The sequence below is a fragment of the Streptomyces sp. NPDC015220 genome (assembly GCF_043079345.1).
In the GTDB taxonomy this organism is placed as follows: Bacteria; Actinomycetota; Actinomycetes; order Streptomycetales; family Streptomycetaceae; genus Streptomyces.
Genome location: NZ_JBIBUK010000035.1, coordinates 32,509 through 50,500, shown reverse-complemented (window position 1 = coordinate 50,500; position 17,992 = coordinate 32,509). Strand labels below are relative to the sequence as shown.

18 protein-coding genes are annotated in these 17,992 nt (G+C 74.5%); 12 read left to right on the top strand and 6 right to left on the bottom strand.

The features are described 5' to 3' along the window. Positions 1-51: 51 nt before the first annotated feature. Positions 52-384, top strand: coding sequence for a LuxR family transcriptional regulator (locus ACF061_RS36990; protein WP_392271421.1), 333 nt, complete (start codon positions 52-54; stop codon positions 382-384). Positions 385-418: 34 nt separating this feature from the next. Beyond that, entirely contained in the window at positions 419-2,125 is a 1,707-nt protein-coding gene (locus ACF061_RS36985) for a RecQ family ATP-dependent DNA helicase (protein ID WP_392271410.1), read from the top strand. Positions 2,126-2,156: 31 nt separating this feature from the next. On the opposite strand, the gene ACF061_RS36980 is transcribed toward ACF061_RS36985, so the two are convergent. Beyond that, positions 2,157-3,398, bottom strand: a complete 1,242-nt coding sequence (locus ACF061_RS36980; protein ID WP_392271409.1) for a carbohydrate-binding protein — start codon at positions 3,396-3,398, stop codon at positions 2,157-2,159. 210 nt (positions 3,399-3,608) lie between these two features. Next, the gene (locus ACF061_RS36975) at positions 3,609-3,779 is read right to left on the bottom strand and encodes a hydrophobic protein (protein WP_392271408.1); all 171 of its coding nucleotides are present in this window, start codon (positions 3,777-3,779) and stop codon (positions 3,609-3,611) included. 100 nt (positions 3,780-3,879) lie between these two features. On the opposite strand from ACF061_RS36975, the gene ACF061_RS36970 reads away from it, so the two are divergent. The 3 genes from ACF061_RS36970 to ACF061_RS36960 all read left to right on the top strand — a co-directional run bounded on the left by ACF061_RS36970 (position 3,880) and on the right by ACF061_RS36960 (position 7,303). Further along, positions 3,880-4,947 carry an NAD(+)/NADH kinase gene (locus tag ACF061_RS36970; protein ID WP_392271407.1) on the top strand — a complete coding sequence of 356 codons (1,068 nt, stop codon included), beginning with the start codon at positions 3,880-3,882 and terminating at the stop codon, positions 4,945-4,947. Between the two features lie 237 nt (positions 4,948-5,184). After that, complete coding sequence (locus tag ACF061_RS36965; RefSeq protein WP_392271406.1) at positions 5,185-5,688, top strand: SRPBCC family protein; 504 nt, start codon at positions 5,185-5,187, stop codon at positions 5,686-5,688. After that, positions 5,681-7,303, top strand: a complete 1,623-nt coding sequence (locus ACF061_RS36960; RefSeq protein ID WP_392271405.1) for a phytoene desaturase family protein — start codon at positions 5,681-5,683, stop codon at positions 7,301-7,303. The genes ACF061_RS36965 and ACF061_RS36960 overlap by 8 nt, the downstream gene beginning before the upstream one ends. A gap of 63 nt (positions 7,304-7,366) precedes the next feature. Here ACF061_RS36960 and ACF061_RS36955 read toward each other — a convergent pair whose 3' ends face one another. Then, positions 7,367-8,494 carry a PP2C family protein-serine/threonine phosphatase gene (locus ACF061_RS36955; RefSeq protein ID WP_392271404.1) on the bottom strand — a complete coding sequence of 376 codons (1,128 nt, stop codon included), beginning with the start codon at positions 8,492-8,494 and terminating at the stop codon, positions 7,367-7,369. A 360-nt stretch (positions 8,495-8,854) separates the two neighbouring features. Here ACF061_RS36955 and ACF061_RS36950 point away from each other — a divergent pair, with 360 nt between their 5' ends. Next, the gene (locus ACF061_RS36950) at positions 8,855-9,715 is read left to right on the top strand and encodes a restriction endonuclease (RefSeq protein WP_392271403.1); all 861 of its coding nucleotides are present in this window, start codon (positions 8,855-8,857) and stop codon (positions 9,713-9,715) included. Here the strand turns inward: ACF061_RS36950 and ACF061_RS36945 are convergent. Then, positions 9,666-10,568 carry a LysR family transcriptional regulator gene (locus ACF061_RS36945; RefSeq protein ID WP_392271402.1) on the bottom strand — a complete coding sequence of 301 codons (903 nt, stop codon included), beginning with the start codon at positions 10,566-10,568 and terminating at the stop codon, positions 9,666-9,668. The genes ACF061_RS36950 and ACF061_RS36945 overlap by 50 nt on opposite strands. A 5-nt stretch (positions 10,569-10,573) precedes the next feature. Then, the gene (locus ACF061_RS36940; RefSeq protein WP_392271401.1) at positions 10,574-12,487 is read right to left on the bottom strand and encodes an FUSC family protein; all 1,914 of its coding nucleotides are present in this window, start codon (positions 12,485-12,487) and stop codon (positions 10,574-10,576) included. A 383-nt stretch (positions 12,488-12,870) separates the two neighbouring features. Between ACF061_RS36940 and ACF061_RS36935 the strand changes: the two genes are divergently transcribed. Genes ACF061_RS36935 through ACF061_RS36910 form a run of 6 tightly spaced genes read left to right on the top strand, consistent with a single transcriptional unit; the run spans position 12,871 to position 16,410 of the window. Then, positions 12,871-13,431, top strand: a complete 561-nt coding sequence (locus ACF061_RS36935) for a quercetin 2,3-dioxygenase (RefSeq protein WP_392271400.1) — start codon at positions 12,871-12,873, stop codon at positions 13,429-13,431. Between the two features lie 4 nt (positions 13,432-13,435). After that, positions 13,436-13,582, top strand: a complete 147-nt coding sequence (locus ACF061_RS36930) for a DUF1427 family protein (protein ID WP_392271399.1) — start codon at positions 13,436-13,438, stop codon at positions 13,580-13,582. Then, positions 13,579-13,965, top strand: coding sequence for a DUF1427 family protein (locus ACF061_RS36925; RefSeq protein ID WP_392271398.1), 387 nt, complete (start codon positions 13,579-13,581; stop codon positions 13,963-13,965). The genes ACF061_RS36930 and ACF061_RS36925 overlap by 4 nt, the downstream gene beginning before the upstream one ends. Before the next feature lie 3 nt (positions 13,966-13,968). Then, entirely contained in the window at positions 13,969-14,949 is a 981-nt protein-coding gene (locus ACF061_RS36920) for an amidohydrolase family protein (protein ID WP_392271397.1), read from the top strand. A gap of 26 nt (positions 14,950-14,975) precedes the next feature. Beyond that, the gene (locus tag ACF061_RS36915) at positions 14,976-15,962 is read left to right on the top strand and encodes an alpha/beta fold hydrolase (RefSeq protein WP_392271396.1); all 987 of its coding nucleotides are present in this window, start codon (positions 14,976-14,978) and stop codon (positions 15,960-15,962) included. Positions 15,963-15,966: 4 nt separating this feature from the next. Beyond that, the gene (locus ACF061_RS36910) at positions 15,967-16,410 is read left to right on the top strand and encodes a MarR family winged helix-turn-helix transcriptional regulator (RefSeq protein WP_392271395.1); all 444 of its coding nucleotides are present in this window, start codon (positions 15,967-15,969) and stop codon (positions 16,408-16,410) included. 133 nt (positions 16,411-16,543) lie between these two features. Here ACF061_RS36910 and ACF061_RS36905 read toward each other — a convergent pair whose 3' ends face one another. After that, the gene (locus ACF061_RS36905) at positions 16,544-17,911 is read right to left on the bottom strand and encodes an endo-1,4-beta-xylanase (protein ID WP_392271394.1); all 1,368 of its coding nucleotides are present in this window, start codon (positions 17,909-17,911) and stop codon (positions 16,544-16,546) included. Between the last annotated feature and the right edge of the window lie 81 nt (positions 17,912-17,992).

Below are 17,992 nucleotides of genomic sequence, written 5' to 3'. Positions count from 1 at the left end.
CCCCGCGACGCCCGCCGCCGCCCGTCCCCGTCCGCCGACAGGAGCGAAGCCATCCGGAAGACCTCCCTCGACGCGCGCGTCCGCGAGCACCTGGAACGCGCGACGTCGGCCCCGACCGGCCGCAGGGCGGAGACCGTCTACGGCGGTCACGAACACGTCCCGCGGCAGACCCTCATCACCCTGCGGGCCGGCGCCTCGCTCGCCGAGCACGATCATCCCGGTGAGGCCACGGTGCTGGTGCCGCGCGGCCGGGTCCGGCTGCACAGCGGCGGGACGTTTCGGGAGGGCGTGGCGGGGGACCTGCTCGTCGTGGAGCGGGCCAGGCACGGCCTGGAGGCCGTCGAGGACCCTGCGGCCCTGCTCACCGTCGCCAGAAAACCCTGAGGTACCCGCCCCGGGAACCCGTGAGGAGCCGGGCATGGACAGCACGGGAACACCGGACCGGCCGCGGACGCGCGCCGAGCGGCTGCGCGAGACGGCCGCCGAGGTGTTCGGCTGGGACACCCTGCGGCCCGAGCAGCTCACGGCCATGGAGTGGGTGCTGGACGGCAGCGACGCCTTGGTGGTGATGCCGACCGGGTCCGGGAAGTCGGCCGTCTTCCAGGTTCCCGCGCTGCTGCTGACCGGGCCGGTCGTGGTGGTCTCGCCGCTGCTGGCCCTCCAGCGCGACCAGATCGGCGGGCTGCCGACGGGCGAGCGGGCGCCGGGCGCCGTGGCGCTGAACTCCGCGCTCACCTCGGCCGAGGAACAGGCCGCCTGGCAGGAGGTGGCCCAGGGCTCCGTCCGCTTCCTGTACCTCGCCCCCGAGCAACTGGCCAAGGACGAGGTCGTGGAGCGGCTGGCCGAGGCACGGCCCGCCCTGTTCGTGGTGGACGAGGCGCAGTGCGTCTCCTCCTGGGGCCACGACTTCCGGCCCGACTACCTGCGCCTTGAACAGGCCGTGCGCCGTCTGGGCCGCCCGCCGCTGCTGGCGCTGACGGCCACCGCGGCCCCTCCGGTGCGCCGGGAGATCACCGAACGGCTCGGCATGCGGCGGCCGAAGGTGCTGGTGACCGGGTTCGACCGGCCCAACATCACCCTGGAGGTGCGGCGCTTCCAGGACGAGGACGACCGGCGCCGCGCCCTGGTCGAGCGGGCCGCCGCCGAGCCGAAACCCGGCCTGGTCTACGCGTCGACCCGGAAGGACACCGAGCACTACGCGGCGGAGCTCGCCGCACTCGGGTTCGCCGCCGAGGCCTACCACGCGGGACTGCGCGCCGCCGACCGCAGACGGATCCACGACGCCTTCCAGTCCGGGCGTGCGGACGTCGTGGTGGCCACCTCGGCCTTCGGCATGGGCATCGACAAGGAGGACGTGCGGTTCGTGCTGCACGCCGCGCTGCCCGGTTCGCTCGACGCCTACTACCAGGAGATCGGCCGCTGCGGCCGGGACGGACGGCCCGCGCTGGCGGTCCTGCACTACCGGCCCGAGGACACCGGAATGCGGGCGTACTTCGCCTCCCGCACGGCCGGCCGGGACACACTGAGCGAGGTCGCGGACGCCGTTCACGAGCACCGGGACGACCCCGCCGACCTGGCGGAACTGCGCGAGGACACCGGTCTGTCCCGGCCCCGGGTGACCGCGGCCGTGAACCTGCTGGAGGAGGCCGGCGGCGTCACCACGGGCGAGCGGGGCGAGGTGCGTCCCGACCCGGACACACCACCGGACGAGGCGGTGGACGAGGCGGCGCGGACGGCCGAGGCGCATCGCGTGACCGACCGGTCCCGGGTCGACATGGCCCGGGCGTACGCCGAGACGACCGGCTGCCGCCGGCACTTCCTGCTCGGCTACTTCGGCGAGAGCTGCGAACCGCCGTGCGGGAACTGCGACCGGTGCCGGGACGGCGCGGGAGGAACCGCCGGGGCCGCGCGGCCCGCCCACCCCGCCGCCGCCCGCTACCCGGTCGGAGCCCAGGTGCGGCACGGCAGGTGGGGTGAGGGCACCGTGCTCAGCGAGGACGGCGACCGCATCACCGTCCTGTTCGACCAGGCCGGCTACCGCACCCTGTCCCTGGAGACCCTGGCCGGGCAGGACGACCTCCTCACGGTGGTGGCCCGGCCCGGCCCGGACGGTCCTCAGGGCTGACGGGAGCCCGCTCGGGTGCTCCGGACGGACGTCAGCAGGCGCCCTCGTCCTGCCAGGCGCCCCACTGGGAGGCCCCGGGGGTCTCGTTCTGGGTCCACCACTTGGCCTTCCAGTTGTGCTTGTTGTACGAGACCTCGCTGCCCCCGGTGTACGCCGTGCTCGCGCTCCAGGCCGCCTTGCACTGGGTGCCCGGGCTCGGCGGCGGAGTGGTGGGCGGCGTGGTCGGCGGTGTGGTGGGCGGTGTGGTGGGCGGCGTGACCCCGGCGAACTTCACCGAGTACTTGGCGAAGTCCCAGGAGCTCTGCGGGACGCTGGAGCAGGTGCCGGACGTACGGCCGCCGTTGTCGGCCGGGGTGCACTGGCGGTCGCGGTTGAGCGACCAGAACGTGAAGCGGTCCATGTTGTGGCTGGTGGCGTAGTCCAGCACGGTCTGGAAGTCGGCCTGGCTGAACATCTCGCCGGTGTCGCTGCGGCCGTTCATCCCGCTGAAGCCCTCGTGGGCGTAGGCGGTCGCCTCGTCCCAGCCGAACGTGGACTGCAGCACCTGGTTGAACTTGGTCAGCGCGCTGGTCTGCGAGGCCGCGCCGTTGAAACCGCCGTCGAACGGCATGATGGAGAAGTTGTTCGGGGTGAACCCCTGCGCCTTCGCCTCCAGCAGCATCTGCTTGCCGAACCAGCCGGTGCCGTCGGCCGTCCCCGCCGTGGTGACGGAGACGTACAGGCCGGGGTTGTTCTGCTGGAGGATCTTGGCGGCGCCGATCTCGTTCCTGATGGCGGCCGTGTTCTCGTACTCCGGCTCCTCCAGGTCGAAGTCGATGGCGTGCAGGCCGTACTTGGTGATGACCTGCTGGTACGCCGCCGCCGTGGCCGCCGCGTCCGAGCACGCCTGGCCGAGCTTGGTGCCGCCGTAGCCGCCGATGGAGACGGAGACGTCGCCGCCCTTGGCGCGGATGCCGTCGATCACCGACTTCACGGCGGTGTCGGAGGAGACCGCGGCCGTGCCGTCCCAGGTGGGGGAGCAGCCGCCGCCGTTGGGCGCCAGGATGAAGGCGAGCTGGAACGCCTTCAGGCCGCTGGCGTCCATGATGGCGCCCGCGTCCGGCGGGTCGTTGTCGAGCGGCATCAGGTACGGCGCCGCGGCGTACCAGCGGTTGCTCAGCGCGCTCGCCGCGCTGGTCGCGCCCGAGGCGTTGCCCGCGACCAGCGCGGTGGTGCCGACGGCGGCGAGCCCGACGGCGGCGGCCGCGCCCAGACATGCGCGAAGACGTCTCACTGACTGCCTCCAGGGTGGGGTGGGGAAGTGGGCCCCAGCTTCCTGACCCTGTTGAGAGCACGTCAATGGATTGGTCTGGACCAGATGATTCTTTGGACTAGACCATACGATCCCTTTACCTTTTTGGCCCCCGGAGACGACGAACGCCCGGCACCGGGCCGGGCGTACGTCCGCGCTGCTGGGGGACGGCCGTCGTGGAGCCGACCGCCGTCACCAGCGGTACCAGCGCCCCCTGCGGCCGCCGCTGCCCGCGGGTCGCACGACGAAGCCGAGCAACCACAGCACGAGGACGACGATGGCGATCCACCACAGGGCCTTCAGGGCGAAGCCGGCGCCGAAGAGGACCAGGGCGAGCAGAAGGACGAGCAGCAAAGGAACCATGGTTATCAACCTCCGCACGACCGTATGCCCCGCATTCCCAGGAAAACGCGTCACACGTTTCGGCGTTTCCATGCCCTGAGTGGGGGAACCCGGGGGTGCTATGACGGTGCGTCGCATCGGCCTGGTGGTGCACGGCGGCCGCCCGGAGGCCATGGCCGCCGAGCGGACCGTGCACGCCTGGTGCGAGGAGCGCGACGTCGGCTGCGCGGACATCGACGTGTGGCACGACGGCGGGCGGCGCAACGCCGAGGAAGAGGTCGAGGCGGCGGGCGATCCGGACCTCATCGTCACCCTGGGCGGGGACGGCACGTTCCTGCGCGGCGCCCGGCTCGCCGCCGAGCACGACGCCCTCGTCCTCGGTGTCGACCTGGGACGGGTCGGCTTCCTCACCGAGGTGCCCGCCACCGTCGTGCGCTCCGCGCTGGACGCCGTCGTCGAGGGGCGGCTGACCGTCGAGAGCCGCATGCTGCTCACCGTGCGCGCCTCGCGCCGCCTGGAGGTGCCCGCGGGCATCGAGGAACTGATGCGCTACGGCCGCCGCCCGATGCTGCCCCCGCCCCGGGTGCGCACCGACTGCGAGTCCGGCAGCGACTGGGGCGTCGCCTTGAACATCACCGCCCTGAACGACGTCGTCGTGGAGAAACTGGCCCGGGACCGGCAGGTCTCCGCCGGCGTCTACCTCGCCGGCCGGCTCCTCGCCTCCTACTCGGCCGACGCGCTGCTGGTCGCCACGCCGACCGGCTCGACGGCGTACAGCTTCGCCGCCGGCGGCCCGGTCGTCTCCCCGCGCGCCGACGCCCTGGTCTTCACTCCCGTGGCCCCGCACATGGCGTTCGACCGTTCGGTCGTGGCCGCTCCGGACGAACCCGTCGCCCTGCGCGTGCTGGAGCGCTCGGGCCAGGCCGTCGTCAGCGTCGACGGCCAGCTGCGCGGGGTGCTCGACCCCGGCGACTGGATCGGCGTGTACGCCGCCCCGCGCCGGCTGCGGGCCGTGCGGCTCGGCCCGATGGACTTCTACGGCCGCCTGCGCGACCGCATGAACCTCACCGACGCGCCCGCCGCGGTCGCCGACGGAACCCCGCCGCCGCTGTGGCCGGTGACCAGCCCGCGCCCCGGCGACCTGGCCCATCTCGCGCTGCCGCCGCGCCCCGAGAACGCGCCGGGGTGAGCCCGGGGCCTCGTCGCCCGGATCATTCCGGGCCCGCGGGCCCGCGGGCGTGCGCCGGGGCGGCGGGCGCACGAATTGCGGGGCCCGCGGCGTCCGGGGAATCTGGGATTCGGCCGGTTCCTCCGCACGGTGCGTCCCGCCGGAGGCCGGTTGGCCGGCGAGACCCAGGGCACCCGGCCGTCACCGAGGGCACCCGGCCGGCACCGACCGGGAGGACACCGACTCGCGGAGGCACGCGTGGCAGTACGGCACCGTCTGATCAAGACCAGCCCGGAGACGGTATGGGCCGTCCTCGCGGACGGCACCCGGTACGGGGAGTGGGTGGTCGGCACAGTGGACTCCCGGCCCGTGCGCGGACAGTGGCCGCAGGTGGACGCGGCCCTGAAGTACCAGGTGCGCCTCGGACCGGCACGGCTCACCAACCAGACGATCGTGCGGAACCGCGAAGAGGGATCGCTCCTCGAACTCGAGGCCCACGCCGGCTTCCTCGGCACCGCCCGGATCGCCATCGAACTGCGCCCCTGGGGCGAGCACTGCCTGGTCATCGTGGACGAACACCCGCTCCAGGGGGCGGGCGGCATGCTGCACAACATGGCGGTCGAAACGTTCATCCAGCTCCGCCACCGCGCCATGCTCGCCCGGCTCGCCAAGGTCTGCGAGGCCGACGCCGAGGGCGAACGCCGGCGCCGGGCGGCCCGCCGGGCCGCGGGCGTGCCGCGAACGGGGGGCGGGCATGCCTGACGCCGTGGTGATCGGCGCCGGCCCGAACGGCCTGGTGGCCGCCAACCTGCTCGCCGACGCGGGCTGGAGCGTGGAGGTCCTGGAGGAGCAGCCCGAACCCGGCGGCGCGGTGCGCCACGACCGGGGCGTGGACCCGGACTTCGTCAACGACCTGTTCAGCTCGTTCTACCCCCTCGCCGTCGCCTCCCCGGTAGTGGCCGGGCTCCGGCTGCACGACCACGGCCTGCGGTGGAGCCACGCCCCCCATGTGCTGGCCCACCCCCTGACCGACGGCCGGTGCGCCGTCCTCGACCGCGGGATCGACGTGACCGCGGCCTCGCTCGACGCCTTCTCCCCCGGCGACGGGGCGGCCTGGCGCCGGCTGCACGAACTGTGGGAACGCCTCGGCGGGGATCTCATGGACGCCCTGTTCGCCCCGTTCCCGCCGGTGCGGGCCGGCGTCAGGCTGCTCGCCCGGGTCCGCGGCGCGGGCGGGCTGCGCCTGGCCCGCACGATGCTGCTGCCCGTCCGTCGCATGGGCGAGGAGGAGTTCCGCGGCGAGGGCGGCAGACTGCTCCTGGCCGGCAACGCCCTGCACGCCGACCTCGCCCCGGAGTCGGCCGGCAGCGGCGGATTCGGCTGGCTGATGTCGATGCTCGGCCAGAGCCACGGCTTCCCCGTCCCGGTCGGCGGATCCGGCGCCTTCACCGCGGCCCTGGCCCGGCGGCTGCGCACCCGCGGCGGCACCCTGCGCTGCGGCGAGCGGGTCGACCACGTCGTGGTGCGCGGCGGCCGGGCCGTCGGCGTCCGCACGGCGGGCGGCGAAGCGGTGGCCGCGCGCCGCGCCGTACTCGCGGACGTGTCCGCCCCCGACCTGTACGGCCGGCTCGTCGACCCCGCGCACCTGCCCGACCAGCTGCTGGCGGATCTACGGCGCTTCCAGTGGGACTTCGCCACCTTCAAGGTCGACTGGGCGCTGGACGGGCCGGTGCCCTGGCGGACCGAAGGCGCCGTGGGGGCCGGCACAGTCCACCTGGCCGACGGATTCGACGAACTCACCCGGTTCACCTCCCAGATCGCCATGCGCCAGGTGCCCGACCGGCCCTTCGCCGTCTTCGGCCAGATGACGACGGCGGACTCCTCCCGCTCACCGCTGGGCACCGAGTCGGCCTGGGCCTACACCCACATCCCCCGGGAGGTCACCGGGGACGCGGGGGACGAGGGCCTGACCGGCGCCTGGGACACCGGGGAGCAGGAGATCATGGCCGACCGGATGGAACGCCAGGTCGAACGATTCGCCCCCGGGTTCCGCTCCAGGATCCGCGCCCGCCGGGTCCTGGCCCCGCCCACGCTGCAGTCGCTCGACCGCAACCTCGACACCGGATCCATCAACGGCGGGACCACGGCCGTCCACCAGCAGCTCGTGTTCCGCCCGGTGCCCGGCACCGGGCGACCGGAGACCCCGGTGGCCGGACTGTTCCTGGCCTCCGCGGGCGCCCACCCCGGCGGGGGCGTGCACGGCGCGCCGGGCGCCAACGCCGCCCGCGCCGCGCTCCGCCGCCGCCTGCCGCCCGGACTGGCCCGGGCGCAGCGCGTGCTGGCCCGCCGTGACCGGGCGGGTGACCGGACAGGGTGAGCCCGCGGGTCCACGACGGCGACCGGCACGGGTGACCGGCGGGCGACCGGCCCCCCGGCGCCGTCAGGTACCGGCCTCGTCGGGCAGGCGGTACGCGGCGAGTGCGGCGATGTCGTCGTCGAGGCGGCCGCCGCTGTAGTCGAGCAGGTCCTCGTGCAACTGGTCGAGGAGTTCGCGCGGCGGCAGACCCGCCCACGGCCCGACCCGTTCGGCAAGCGGGTAGAAGGCCCCGTCGGGGTCGCGGGTCTCGGTGACGCCGTCGGTGTAGAGCAGCAACTGGTCACCGGGACGGAAGGAACGCACGTCCACCTGGTAGCCGTTGCCGGCCAGCAGGGCCAGGTTGATCGGCGGCGAGGGGGAGGTGGCGTGCAGCTCGGTGACCCGGCCGGCGTGGATGAGCACCGGTGGCGGATGGCCGCAGTTGACGATGCGGACGACGGGATCGTCGTCGGGGATCTCCGCGAACACCGCCGTGACGAAACGCTCCGCCGCCTCCCCGCCGGGCAACTGCGCGGCATGGCGGCTCATGCTCCGCTCCATGCGGTGCGCCACGCCGGCCAGGTCGGGCTCGTCGTGGGCGGCCTCCCGGAACGCGCCCAGCACCGCGGCCGCCGTCTCCACCGCGACCAGGCCCTTGCCGCGCACGTCACCGACGAGCAGCCGTACGCCGTACGCCGTCGGCACCGCCTCGTACAGGTCGCCGCCGATCCGGGCCTCCGCGGCGGCGGACAGGTAGAGCGTCTCCACGGAGACCTGACCGAGCCGGCGCGGCACCGGCCGCAGCAGCACCCGCTGCGCCGTCTCGGCCACCGAACGCACGGTGGCCAGCGTGCGTTCCCGGCGGATGCGGTGCACCGCCAGGATCGTGCCGAGGATGCCGACCAGGGTGGTGCACATGTAGTTGGCCACGTAGTGGCGGTCCCAGAGGTATCCCACGGGACGCCCCGCGCAGCACGGGGTGCCCGCCAGCACGCCCTCGAACACGATCGCGCACACCGTGAAGGCGGCCACCGCGACCGGGCCGTAGGCGTAGGCCGCGGCCAGGGGCAGTGCGATGAGCAGGAAACTGACGGGCCAGTCGACCGGGGTGACCGGCTCGATGGCCAGGACCACCGCGAGGTACCCGAACGGAAGCCAGCGCAGCCACCTCGGGGGAGCGGGCGCCCGCGGCCGCTCGGTACCGGCCGCCACCGCGCGCTCGTTCGTGGTCCGGCGCCGGCCCGGCCGCCTCACCGCCCGCTCCGGCGGCGTCCGGACGGTGGCGCCCAAGGCGTCGGCGGGCCGGACGAGTGCGGGGGCGGGCGTCCCGGTCCCGGACGACGGTCCTCGGGGAAACACTCAGGCGGCCTGTTCACAGGAACTCCCGGCGGGCTTGATCAAGACCACCAGCCTGCTCGGGCCCACCGTCCCGACCGCTCCATTGCTCCACGCACGGGCATGTCAGCCACTCCCGGCAGGGGCGGGCCGGCCACGGGGTTCCGGTGAACCGGGTGATCCCGGGCATACGGCGGGGGTGATCTTCACCGCCACCGAGGAGGGGACCCCGTCGCCGTGACCACGCCCGCACGCCGCATCCGCCGGACCGGAAGCCGACGGAGCTTCGACCTCCGCGCGACCACTCTCTTCTTCGCGCTGCTCGCCGTCGCCCTGGTCGTCCTGGGCCTCACCGCCCGCGCGGCCGTCTCCGCCGCCGAGCGGCGCCCGGTCTGGGCCGCCGTCCTCTGCCTCTTCGGCACGGCCGCGGCCCTCGCGCTGTGGCGCCGTCGGCGCCGGCACGCGGCGCGACGGGTCGCGCGCCGGGCGGCCGCCGCGCTGCGGGAGGGGACGAGAACGGCGCTCGGCGCGCTGGAGACCCCGTCCCCGGGCATACCCGGGCCCGCCGTGCCCGCCCGTGAGGCGGTGGTGGGCGAGGTGGTGCTCGACGAGACGGTGGTGGTGGACGAGGCGGTGGCCGGCGGTCTGGTGGTGACCGGTCCGGTGGTGGACTACGACGCCCTCGGGCCGGACGAGTTCGAACAGGCGGTGGCGGCGCTGTGCGAGCGGGACGGATGCTCCGCGGTGGAGGTGGCGGGCGGGGCCGGGGACCTCGGCGCCGATGTGCTGGCCGTCGCTCCGGACGGGCGGCGTGTGGTCGTCCAGTGCAAGCGCTACTGCGCCACCAACCGGGTCGGTTCCGAGGAACTTCAGCGCTTCGGCGGCACCTGCTACACCGTGCACGAGGCCGATGTCGCGGTCTTCGTGACGACCAGCGACTTCACCGCGCCGGCCGTCGAGTACGCCGAGCAGTGCGGGATCGTCTGCGTGGACGGGCAGGCCCTGCGGGCGTGGAGCGACGGCACGGCCCCGGAGCCGTGGGCCTGCCTCACCACCGGTCACCGGCCGCCGTCGTCTCCTTCAGGGCGTGGTCGATGAAGCGCCGGGAGACCGGGGGCAGCGTGCGTCCGGTGAGCCAGGCGATGCCGATGTCACGGGCGCCGTGCACATCGGTGATCTCCAGGTAGCGGATCGGGAAGTCGGGCGTGGCCGCCGCGTCCGGCGACGACGGGATCAGGGAAACGCCGAGGCCGGCCGCGACGAGGCCGCGCAGGGTGTGCACCTCCTCGCCCTCGAACCCCACGAGCGGGGCGAACCCGGCCTGCCGGCACAGCGTCTCGGTGACGCTGCGCAGCCCGTAGCCGGGCTTGAGCAGGATGAACGGCTCCTCGGCGACCTCGGCGAGCCGGACCCGGCGACGCTGGGCCAGACGGTGCCCGGTGGGGACGGCCAGCCAGAGCGGTTCCACCAGGAGCCGGCGCCAGGTGATCAGCGGGTGCCCCGGGTCCCCGCTGGTGATCATCAGGTCCGCGGTGGCGTCGAGCAGGTGCTGCACCAGGCCGTTCTCCTCGTGCTGGTGCAGCTCGAACCGCACCTGCGGGAGGGCCTTTCGGAACCCGGTGACGAGCCTGGGCACCAGCCAGGTGCCGAGGGTGTGCAGGAAGGCCAGCGACACCACGCCCGCGTCTGGGTCGACCACCTCGGCCACCGCCCGGCGCCCCCGGTCGTAGCTGTCGAGGGCGGCGTCGACGTACTCCTTGAACACCCGCCCCGCCGGGGTGGGGCGCAACCCGCGGCCGACCCGCTGGAGGAGCTCCGCGCCCACCTCCTCCTCGAGCCGGCGCAGTGCCCGTGACAGGGCGGGCTGGGTGATCCGGGCCTCCGCGGCGGCCTCCGTCACCGTCAGGCCCTCGGCCACCGCCTGGAAGGAACGCAGCACCTGGAGATCCATCGCGCTCATCCTCCCACCCGGCAGGAGGCGGCGCATCGAGACCCCGGCGCGGAGGAGTCCGTTCCCGGGGAGGCGGCGCCGGGGGAGGCCGGGTCGGCGGGCGCGGGGACCGGGGAGGCCGCCCCCGTGGGAGCCGGGCCCGGGGCGGCGGAGGCGGCGGAGGTGGAATCAGGGAAGGCCGGGCCCGAGGACGGCGGGTCGGGCTCTCCCGGACCCCGCGTCCGGCCGAGGGAGTCCGCCGTGCCGCCCAGGTTCCGCGCGCTGACCTCGTCGCAGAGCCGTTCCGCCGAGGCGATGGCGTCCTCCCAGGCGGGACGGGCACGACCGGGGCGGGCGAACTCGCGCCGGGCGTGCGCGACGGCCCGCCGGGCCTCCGCGAGCCGGTGGTAGGCGGTCCGGCGCAGCGCGTGCCGCTGGGCCGGGGCGGCCCCGGCGGCGAGGTCCCGGTACCGGTGGGCGGCGGCCAGCGCGGCCTCGGTCTGCGCGGCGGCCCGGCCGGCCGCCGAGTCCGGCCACAGCGCGAAGTGCGCGACGAGCACGATCACCGCCGCCAGCGCGGTGTCGAGGATGCGGGCGGAGTACAGGGAACGGTGGTCGCCCAGCATGTCGACGAGGACGAACACGACCGCCGTCAGCCCCGTCGTGGCGAGCGCGTAGTGGTGGCGCACGCCCACGGCCATCACCGCGCCGAAGAGCGCTATGGCGCCGATCAGGACGTAGGTGTCGGTCGTCAGCACGGTCACCGCGCCGATGGCGGCGACCCCGAGGACGGTGCCCGCGCACCGGTGCAGGGACCGGCGCAGCACGGGTCCGAAGTCGGGCTTGTAGACGAAGGCCACCGTCATGGGCAGCCAGTATCCGCGCGGGCCGTGCAGCAGTTCGGCGCAGAGCTGGGCGGCGAGCACACAGCCCGCCAGCAGCACGGCGTACCGCACCCGCGCCGCCCGCCCGTGCCAGGGGTACGCCGGCAGGCGCGACGCCGTCCCGTCCGGGCGGGCCCGGACGGGCTCCGCGGCCAGCGCGGCCAGCGCGCGCAGCGCCGGGGAGTCCGCGTCGGCGGGGAGCGCGGACCGGGTGGGCGCGGGGGCCGGGCGGCCGGCGGACGCGGTGGCGCGACCCGCCTCCGGCAACAGGCGCGCGGCCATCAGCAGCGGCACGTCCGCCACGGGCCCGGGGAGCGTGCGTCCCTCCCACACCAGCGCGGACGCCACCTCGCCGAGCCGCACCGCGGTGTCGAAGGCGGCGCGCAGCGCGCTCAGCCCGGTTCCGGGCCGGTCCGGGCGTGCCAGGTGGCGGCCCATCACATGGTGGGCGTGGTCGAGTGCGGCGGTCAGCCGCCGGCGCGCGGCCTCGGCCGCCGGTGAGCCGGCCGCCGACAGGGCCTCGGAGGCGGCCCGGTACACCGCGAGGACGGCGGCCCGCTCGATGGTGTGACGGCGCCACAGCCAGGGCGTCGCGGACAGCAGGATCACCAGGGCCACCCCGGCGAGCAGTGCGAGCGGCGGCTGCCACCACGGCCCCGGCACCGGGATGCCGCCGCCGATGGTGACACCGAGCAGCAGGTGCATGCCGCAGACGGAGGCCAGGCGGCCGCGCAGGCTGACGGAGCCGGCCAGCAGGGCCGCGACGACCAGGCAGCCGGTCACCGCGGCCGGGTGCCCGCCGCGCAGCGCGAGTTCCCCGGCGAGCAGACCGAGGGCGGCCGACAGGCCCATGCAGCCGAGCCGCCGGACCCGCAGCCGGTAGGGGTCCGAACCGTCCTGGCTCACTCCCCACAGGGCGCCGATCCCCGCGATCACGGCCGGGATCACGCTCCCGGTCCACACGCCGACGAGCAGCGGCACGGCGAGCGCGACGGCTCCCCGCAGGGCCGCCGCGAGAGGCACCGGGGTGAGGGTGGCGCCGCGCGATGCCTTCATGGACTGATCGACTCCTCGGGTGCCTTCGGCGGGGACAGCAGGTTCCTCCAGGGTCGGTTTTCAGGATGTATGCGTCAAATGCCTGTCGCAGCATTCATTCATGCTGTATGCGCATGTATGGCGCGGGTCCCGGGCCGTACCGGAGGTGGGCCGCCTGACCGAAGGGTGACTGTGGCGGAGGCCGCGACCGCCGCGCGGGCATCCATCACTCCCACGCATGGACGGCCGCCTTCGCGGTGCGTCGCGCGGTCGGCCGGCCCCGAGCGGCGGTCGCGTCCCCCTCGGCGCCCGAACCCCGCCGACGGCTCCCGCCGCCGAGTTGTGTCAGGTAGCCTGACATAACTCGGCCGAGGGTCGGCCGGGTCGCCGAAGGCAGGTGCCGCATGACCATCGAGTACGCCACCAAGTACCGGACCCGCTCGCTCATCCCGCCCGAGCCGGGCAAGCCGTACTTCATCGAGAAGGGCATGGGGGACCGGGCCCACCTCTTCGGGGACCTGGTCACGATCTACGCGGGCGGGGAGCAGACGGAGAACACCTTCAACTTCTTCACCTGCGAGGGGCCGAAGGGGGACATCATCCCGGCCCACTCGCACCCGGAAACCCACGAGGTCTTCTACGTCACCCAGGGCGCGGTGCGGCTGTTCGTCGAGGACCTGGAGGGCGAGCAGCACGAGAAGCTGCTGACCTCCGGCGACTTCGGCTTCGTGCCGAAGAACTGCCCGCACGCCTACCGCATGGAGCGGCACCACACCCAGATCGTCGGCGTCGCCGCCGGTCCGGGCGGCACCTTCGAGCGCTTCTTCGAGAACCTGGGCACCCCCACCGACGAGCTCACCCTGCCCGCTCAGCCGTTCGTGCCCGCGCCGGAGAAGTTCGGCACGGTGCCGCAGCGGTTCGACGTCGACTTCCTGCCCGGTCACAAGTGGCGCACCGGGAGCTGACACCATGCCCTACCTCAAGGCACTGCTGGCGGGCGCGCTGGTCGGGGCGCTGTACACGGTGGCGCGGGTGAGGTCGCCCGCGCCACCGCCGGTCGCCCTGTGCGGACTGCTCGGCATGCTGCTCGGGCAGGCCCTGCTGGGAGCGCTGTGAGCGCACCGGCGCCCGGACCCCGGCGGCCGGCCCGGGCCGCCGCCGTCCGGCGGGCGGCCGCGGTGTCCTTCGCCGCGGGTCTGCTGATGGGCGCCGTCTACTGGGCACTGGGCATCGTCTCGCCCGCACCGCCCCTGCTCGGTCTGACCGGGCTCCTCGGCATCGTCATGGGGGAGCGGGGCGCGGCCGCGCTGCGCACGTGGCTGCGCGGCCGCCGCCCCGCCCCCCGGACCGGCCCGTCCGCCACCGCGCCGTCCCCCGCCCGCGAACCGTCCACCCCGCCCCCGGTCCACGAGACCGCGCCCGACGAGGAACCGCCCCGCGAAGAGGGCGGGAACCCGACGGGGACCCCGTCCCACGGGGGCCGTGAAGATGAGGACTGAGCCATGACTTCCACGAGCAGCACCCCCGACCGACCCGGACTCGTCGACGTCCACGCCCACTTCGTCACCGACTCCTACGTCCGCCGCGCCAGGGCCGCCGGCCACGAGCTGCCCGACGGCGTGCCGGCCTGGCCGAGCTGGTCGGCCGAGGCGCACCTGGAGCTGATGGACCGCAGCGGCATCGACACGGCCGTGCTCTCCGTGTCCTCGCCGGGCGTGTTCTTCGGCGATCCGGTGGCCGCCCGGGAGCTGGCCCGCGAGGTCAACGAGGACGGCGCGCGGATCGTACGGGACCATCCCGGGCGCTTCGGGCTGTTCGCCTCCCTGCCGCTGCCCGACGTCGACGGCGCCCTCGCCGAGATCGCGTACGCCTTCGACGGGCTCGGCGCGGACGGCGTGGTCCTGGAGACCAACACCCACGGCGTCTACCTCGGCGACCCGAGCCTGGAGCCGGTCTTCGCCGAGCTGGGCCGGCGGCAGGCCGTGGTCTTCCTGCACCCCACCTCGCCGGTGTGCTGGGAACGGTCCGCGCTCGGCCGGCCCCGCCCCATGGTCGAGTTCATCTTCGACACCGCCCGCACCGTCACCGACCTGCTCTTCGCCGGCACCCTGGAACGCCATCCGGACCTGAAGGTCGTCGTGCCGCACTGCGGTGGCGCGCTGCCCGTCCTGGCCGACCGGGTCAACGGCTTCATGAAACTGTTCATGCCTACGGACGCCGGGGCGCCGGACGCGGTCGCCCAGCTGCGCCGCCTCCACTACGACCTGGCCGGACCCGCCTTCCCCCGCCAGGTGCCCGCCCTGCTGAGCCTCGCCGACCCCGGACGGCTGCTCTACGGCAGCGACTACTGCTGGACCCCGGCCGCCGCCGCCGAGGCGCACGCGGCGTCCTTCGACACCGCCGCGCCCCCCGTGGACGGCACCACCTGGCGGTCCCTGACCACCTCCAACGCGCGGACCCTGCTGCCCCGCCTCGCCCGCTGACCCCCGCCCCCAGGAGCCCGCACACCATGCCCGTCCCCGAACGCCCCGACGCCCCCCGGCCGTCCGGACCCGCCGGACCCACGGCCCCTTCTCCGCCGCCCCGCCAGGCGTTCCCGCTGGAACTGCTCGCACCGCCGGACCCGGCCCGCCTGCCCCTGCCGCCGGCCGCGCGACCCGCTCCGGGCGTACGACTGCTGCGCGGCGCCGTCCACTCCGTCCCCGAGGGCACCCGGCCGCTGGAAGCGGACCTGTGGCTGCCCGAGGAGACCTCCGGGCCCGTGCCGGTCGTCGTGTTCGTGCACGGCGGAGCCTGGCGCACCGGCCTGCGCGACGACCTCGGGCCCCGCTTCCGGCACTGGACGCCCGGCCCGTTCGCCCGGCTGGCGCGCGCCGGGTTCGCCGTGGTCTGCCCCGACTACCGGCTCAGCGGGGAGGCCGCCCACCCCGCACAGCTGGACGACCTGCGCAGCGCTCTGGACTGGCTGCACGGGCGGGCCGCCGAACTCGGTCTGGACACCGGCCGCACCGTCCTGTGGGGCGAGTCCGCCGGCGGTCACCTCGCCGCGCTGGCCGCGCTGACCGCGCCGGCGACCGCCGGCCGGCCGGACACCGCGACCGTCCGCGGCTGCGCCGTCTGGTACGCGCCCACCGACCTCACCCGGATCTTCGCGGACCACCCGCGAGGAGGCGGCGACCCGGCCGACCCCACCACCTTCGAGGCGCTGCTGCTCGGCGCGGCGCCCGCGGACGCGCCCGGCCGCGCCCGCGACGCCAGCCCGGTCGCCCATGTGACCGCGCAGGCGCCGCCGTTCCTGGTCCTGCACGGCACCGAGGACTCCGTCGTGCCCTTCGCGCAGAGCGAGCGGCTGGCAGCCGCCCTGGGCCGGGCCGGCGCCCCGGTGGACTTCCGGCCCGTGCCGGGCGGCGACCACCTGTGGGTGGGCGTCGAGGACGCCGAGGTGGAACGGTGTTTCACCGCCACGCTCGACTTCGCCGCCGGGTGCGTACGCTGAACCCATGAGCCACCCCGCCGCCAACCTGCCCCAACTGTTCTCCGAGGCCAGACGCTGGTTCGAGGACGCGCTGTTCGCGAGCATGGAGGCGGCGGGCGAGCAACCGGTGACGACCGCGCAGGCGTCCGTCTTCGCGATGCTCGACACCGACGGCACGACGGTGTCCGAACTCGCCCGCCGCATGGGCGTGACCCGGCAGACGGCCCATCAGGCGGTGCACGGACTCATCGGCATGGAACTGCTCGAACAGGTTCCCGACCCGGGCTCCGCACGCCGCCGGCTGATCCGTACGACGGCCGAGGGACGGCGCGTCCACGAGCGCGCCCAGGCCACCATCGCGGTCATCGAGTCGGTGCTCGCCGAGCGCATCGGCGCGGCGGACGTCCGGTCCCTGCGCCTGGGACTCACCGCCGACTGGGGGCGGCCACCCCTGGTGGGCGCGCCCTGACACCCGTGCGCACCCACGGCGGCGGGGACCGTTCCGGCGATCCCCGCCGCCGCGCAACGGCCCCCGGGCGCCGACCGCGCCCGCGGCAGGGGGCCTCGGCGCGGGCCGCCGACCGGCGTGGTCGAGGCGCCGGTCAGGAGGCCGTGCAGGCCCCGAGCGTCGGGACGGCGGAGCTGCCGTTCTTCGCCACGGTGAACCCGAAGCTGGTCGACGCGCCGGCCGCCAGGTTCCCGTTGTACGTCGGCCGCACCGTCGCGACGGTACCGCCGCCGTCCCAGCTCGGGCTGCCGTTCCACAGGGCGGTCACCTTCTGCGGCGAGGCGAAGGTGACCGGCACGCTCCAGCCGGTGATGGGGGAGGAGCCCGCCGTCACGGTGACCTGACCGTTGTAGCCGTCGTTCCAGTCCGCGGTCCTGGTGAAGGAGACGGTGCACGTCGCCGCGGTGCCGCCGCCACCGCCGTCGTCACCGCCGCCACCGCCGCCCGCCGAGCCGCCGAGGGCGGTGAGGACGGCGTCGTACGCGGGCTTCTTGGCGTAGTTGGAGTCGAACAGCAGCGGGGTGCCGCTGCTGCGCCAGGAGTACTTGTCGGTGATGCCCCAGACGGTCATGCCGGTGCAGCGGGTGACACCCAGACATGCCTTGACGACGTTGGCGTAGTTGTTCGCCTGGGCGGTGCCGGAGCCCTCGATGTCCAGCTCGGTGATCTGCACGTCGACGCCCAGGTCGGCGAAGCGCTGGAGGTTCGCCTGGTAGTCCGAGGGGACCGGGGAGGCGCTGTTGAAGTGGGACTGGAAGCCCACGCAGTCGATCGGCACGCCACGGGACTTGAAGTCCTTGACCATGTTGTAGACGGCGTTGCTCTTCGCGTTGACGCCGTCGGTGTTGTAGTCGTTGTAGCAGAGCTTGGCGGCCGGGTCGACGGACCGGGCGGTGCGGAAGGCCTCCTCGATGTAGCCGTCGCCGAGCTTGTCCTGGAAGGGCGAGCTGCGCCGGGCGCCGCTGGAGCCGTCCTGGAACGCCTCGTTGACCACGTCCCAGGCGTAGATCTTGCCCTTGTAGTGCTGCATGAGCTGGGTGATGTGGTTGTTCATCGCCGCGCGCAGGTCGGTGGCGCCCAGCCCGGACACCCAGGAGGGCAGCTGGGAGTGCCACACCAGCGTGTGCCCGCGGATCTTCATCCCCTTGCCCTGCGCATGGCCGACGATCTGGTCGGCGGCGGTGAACGTGAAGGTGTTGCGGGTGCCCTCGGTGGCGTCCCACTTCATCTCGTTCTCCGGCGTCACCGCGCCGAACTCCTGGTCGAGCGTGCCGGCGTAGGCCGATTCCCCGAGGTGGTTCGCGGCCACCGCCGTACCGAAGTAGCGGCCCTTCGCGGCCGCGGCGGAGGCCAGTGAGTCGGCGGCCGAGGCGCTGTGCGCCAGGGCCGTGACCGTGGCCGTGGCGAGCAGCGCGGACGTCAGCGCCCGCACCGCCCGTCCGGTCGCTTTGGATGTGAGCATGTCATTCCTTGTCTCGAAACTTTCGGCTGAACGATCGAATGCGACGCGCAGATTACGAACAGAAGAGACGGCGGTCAACGG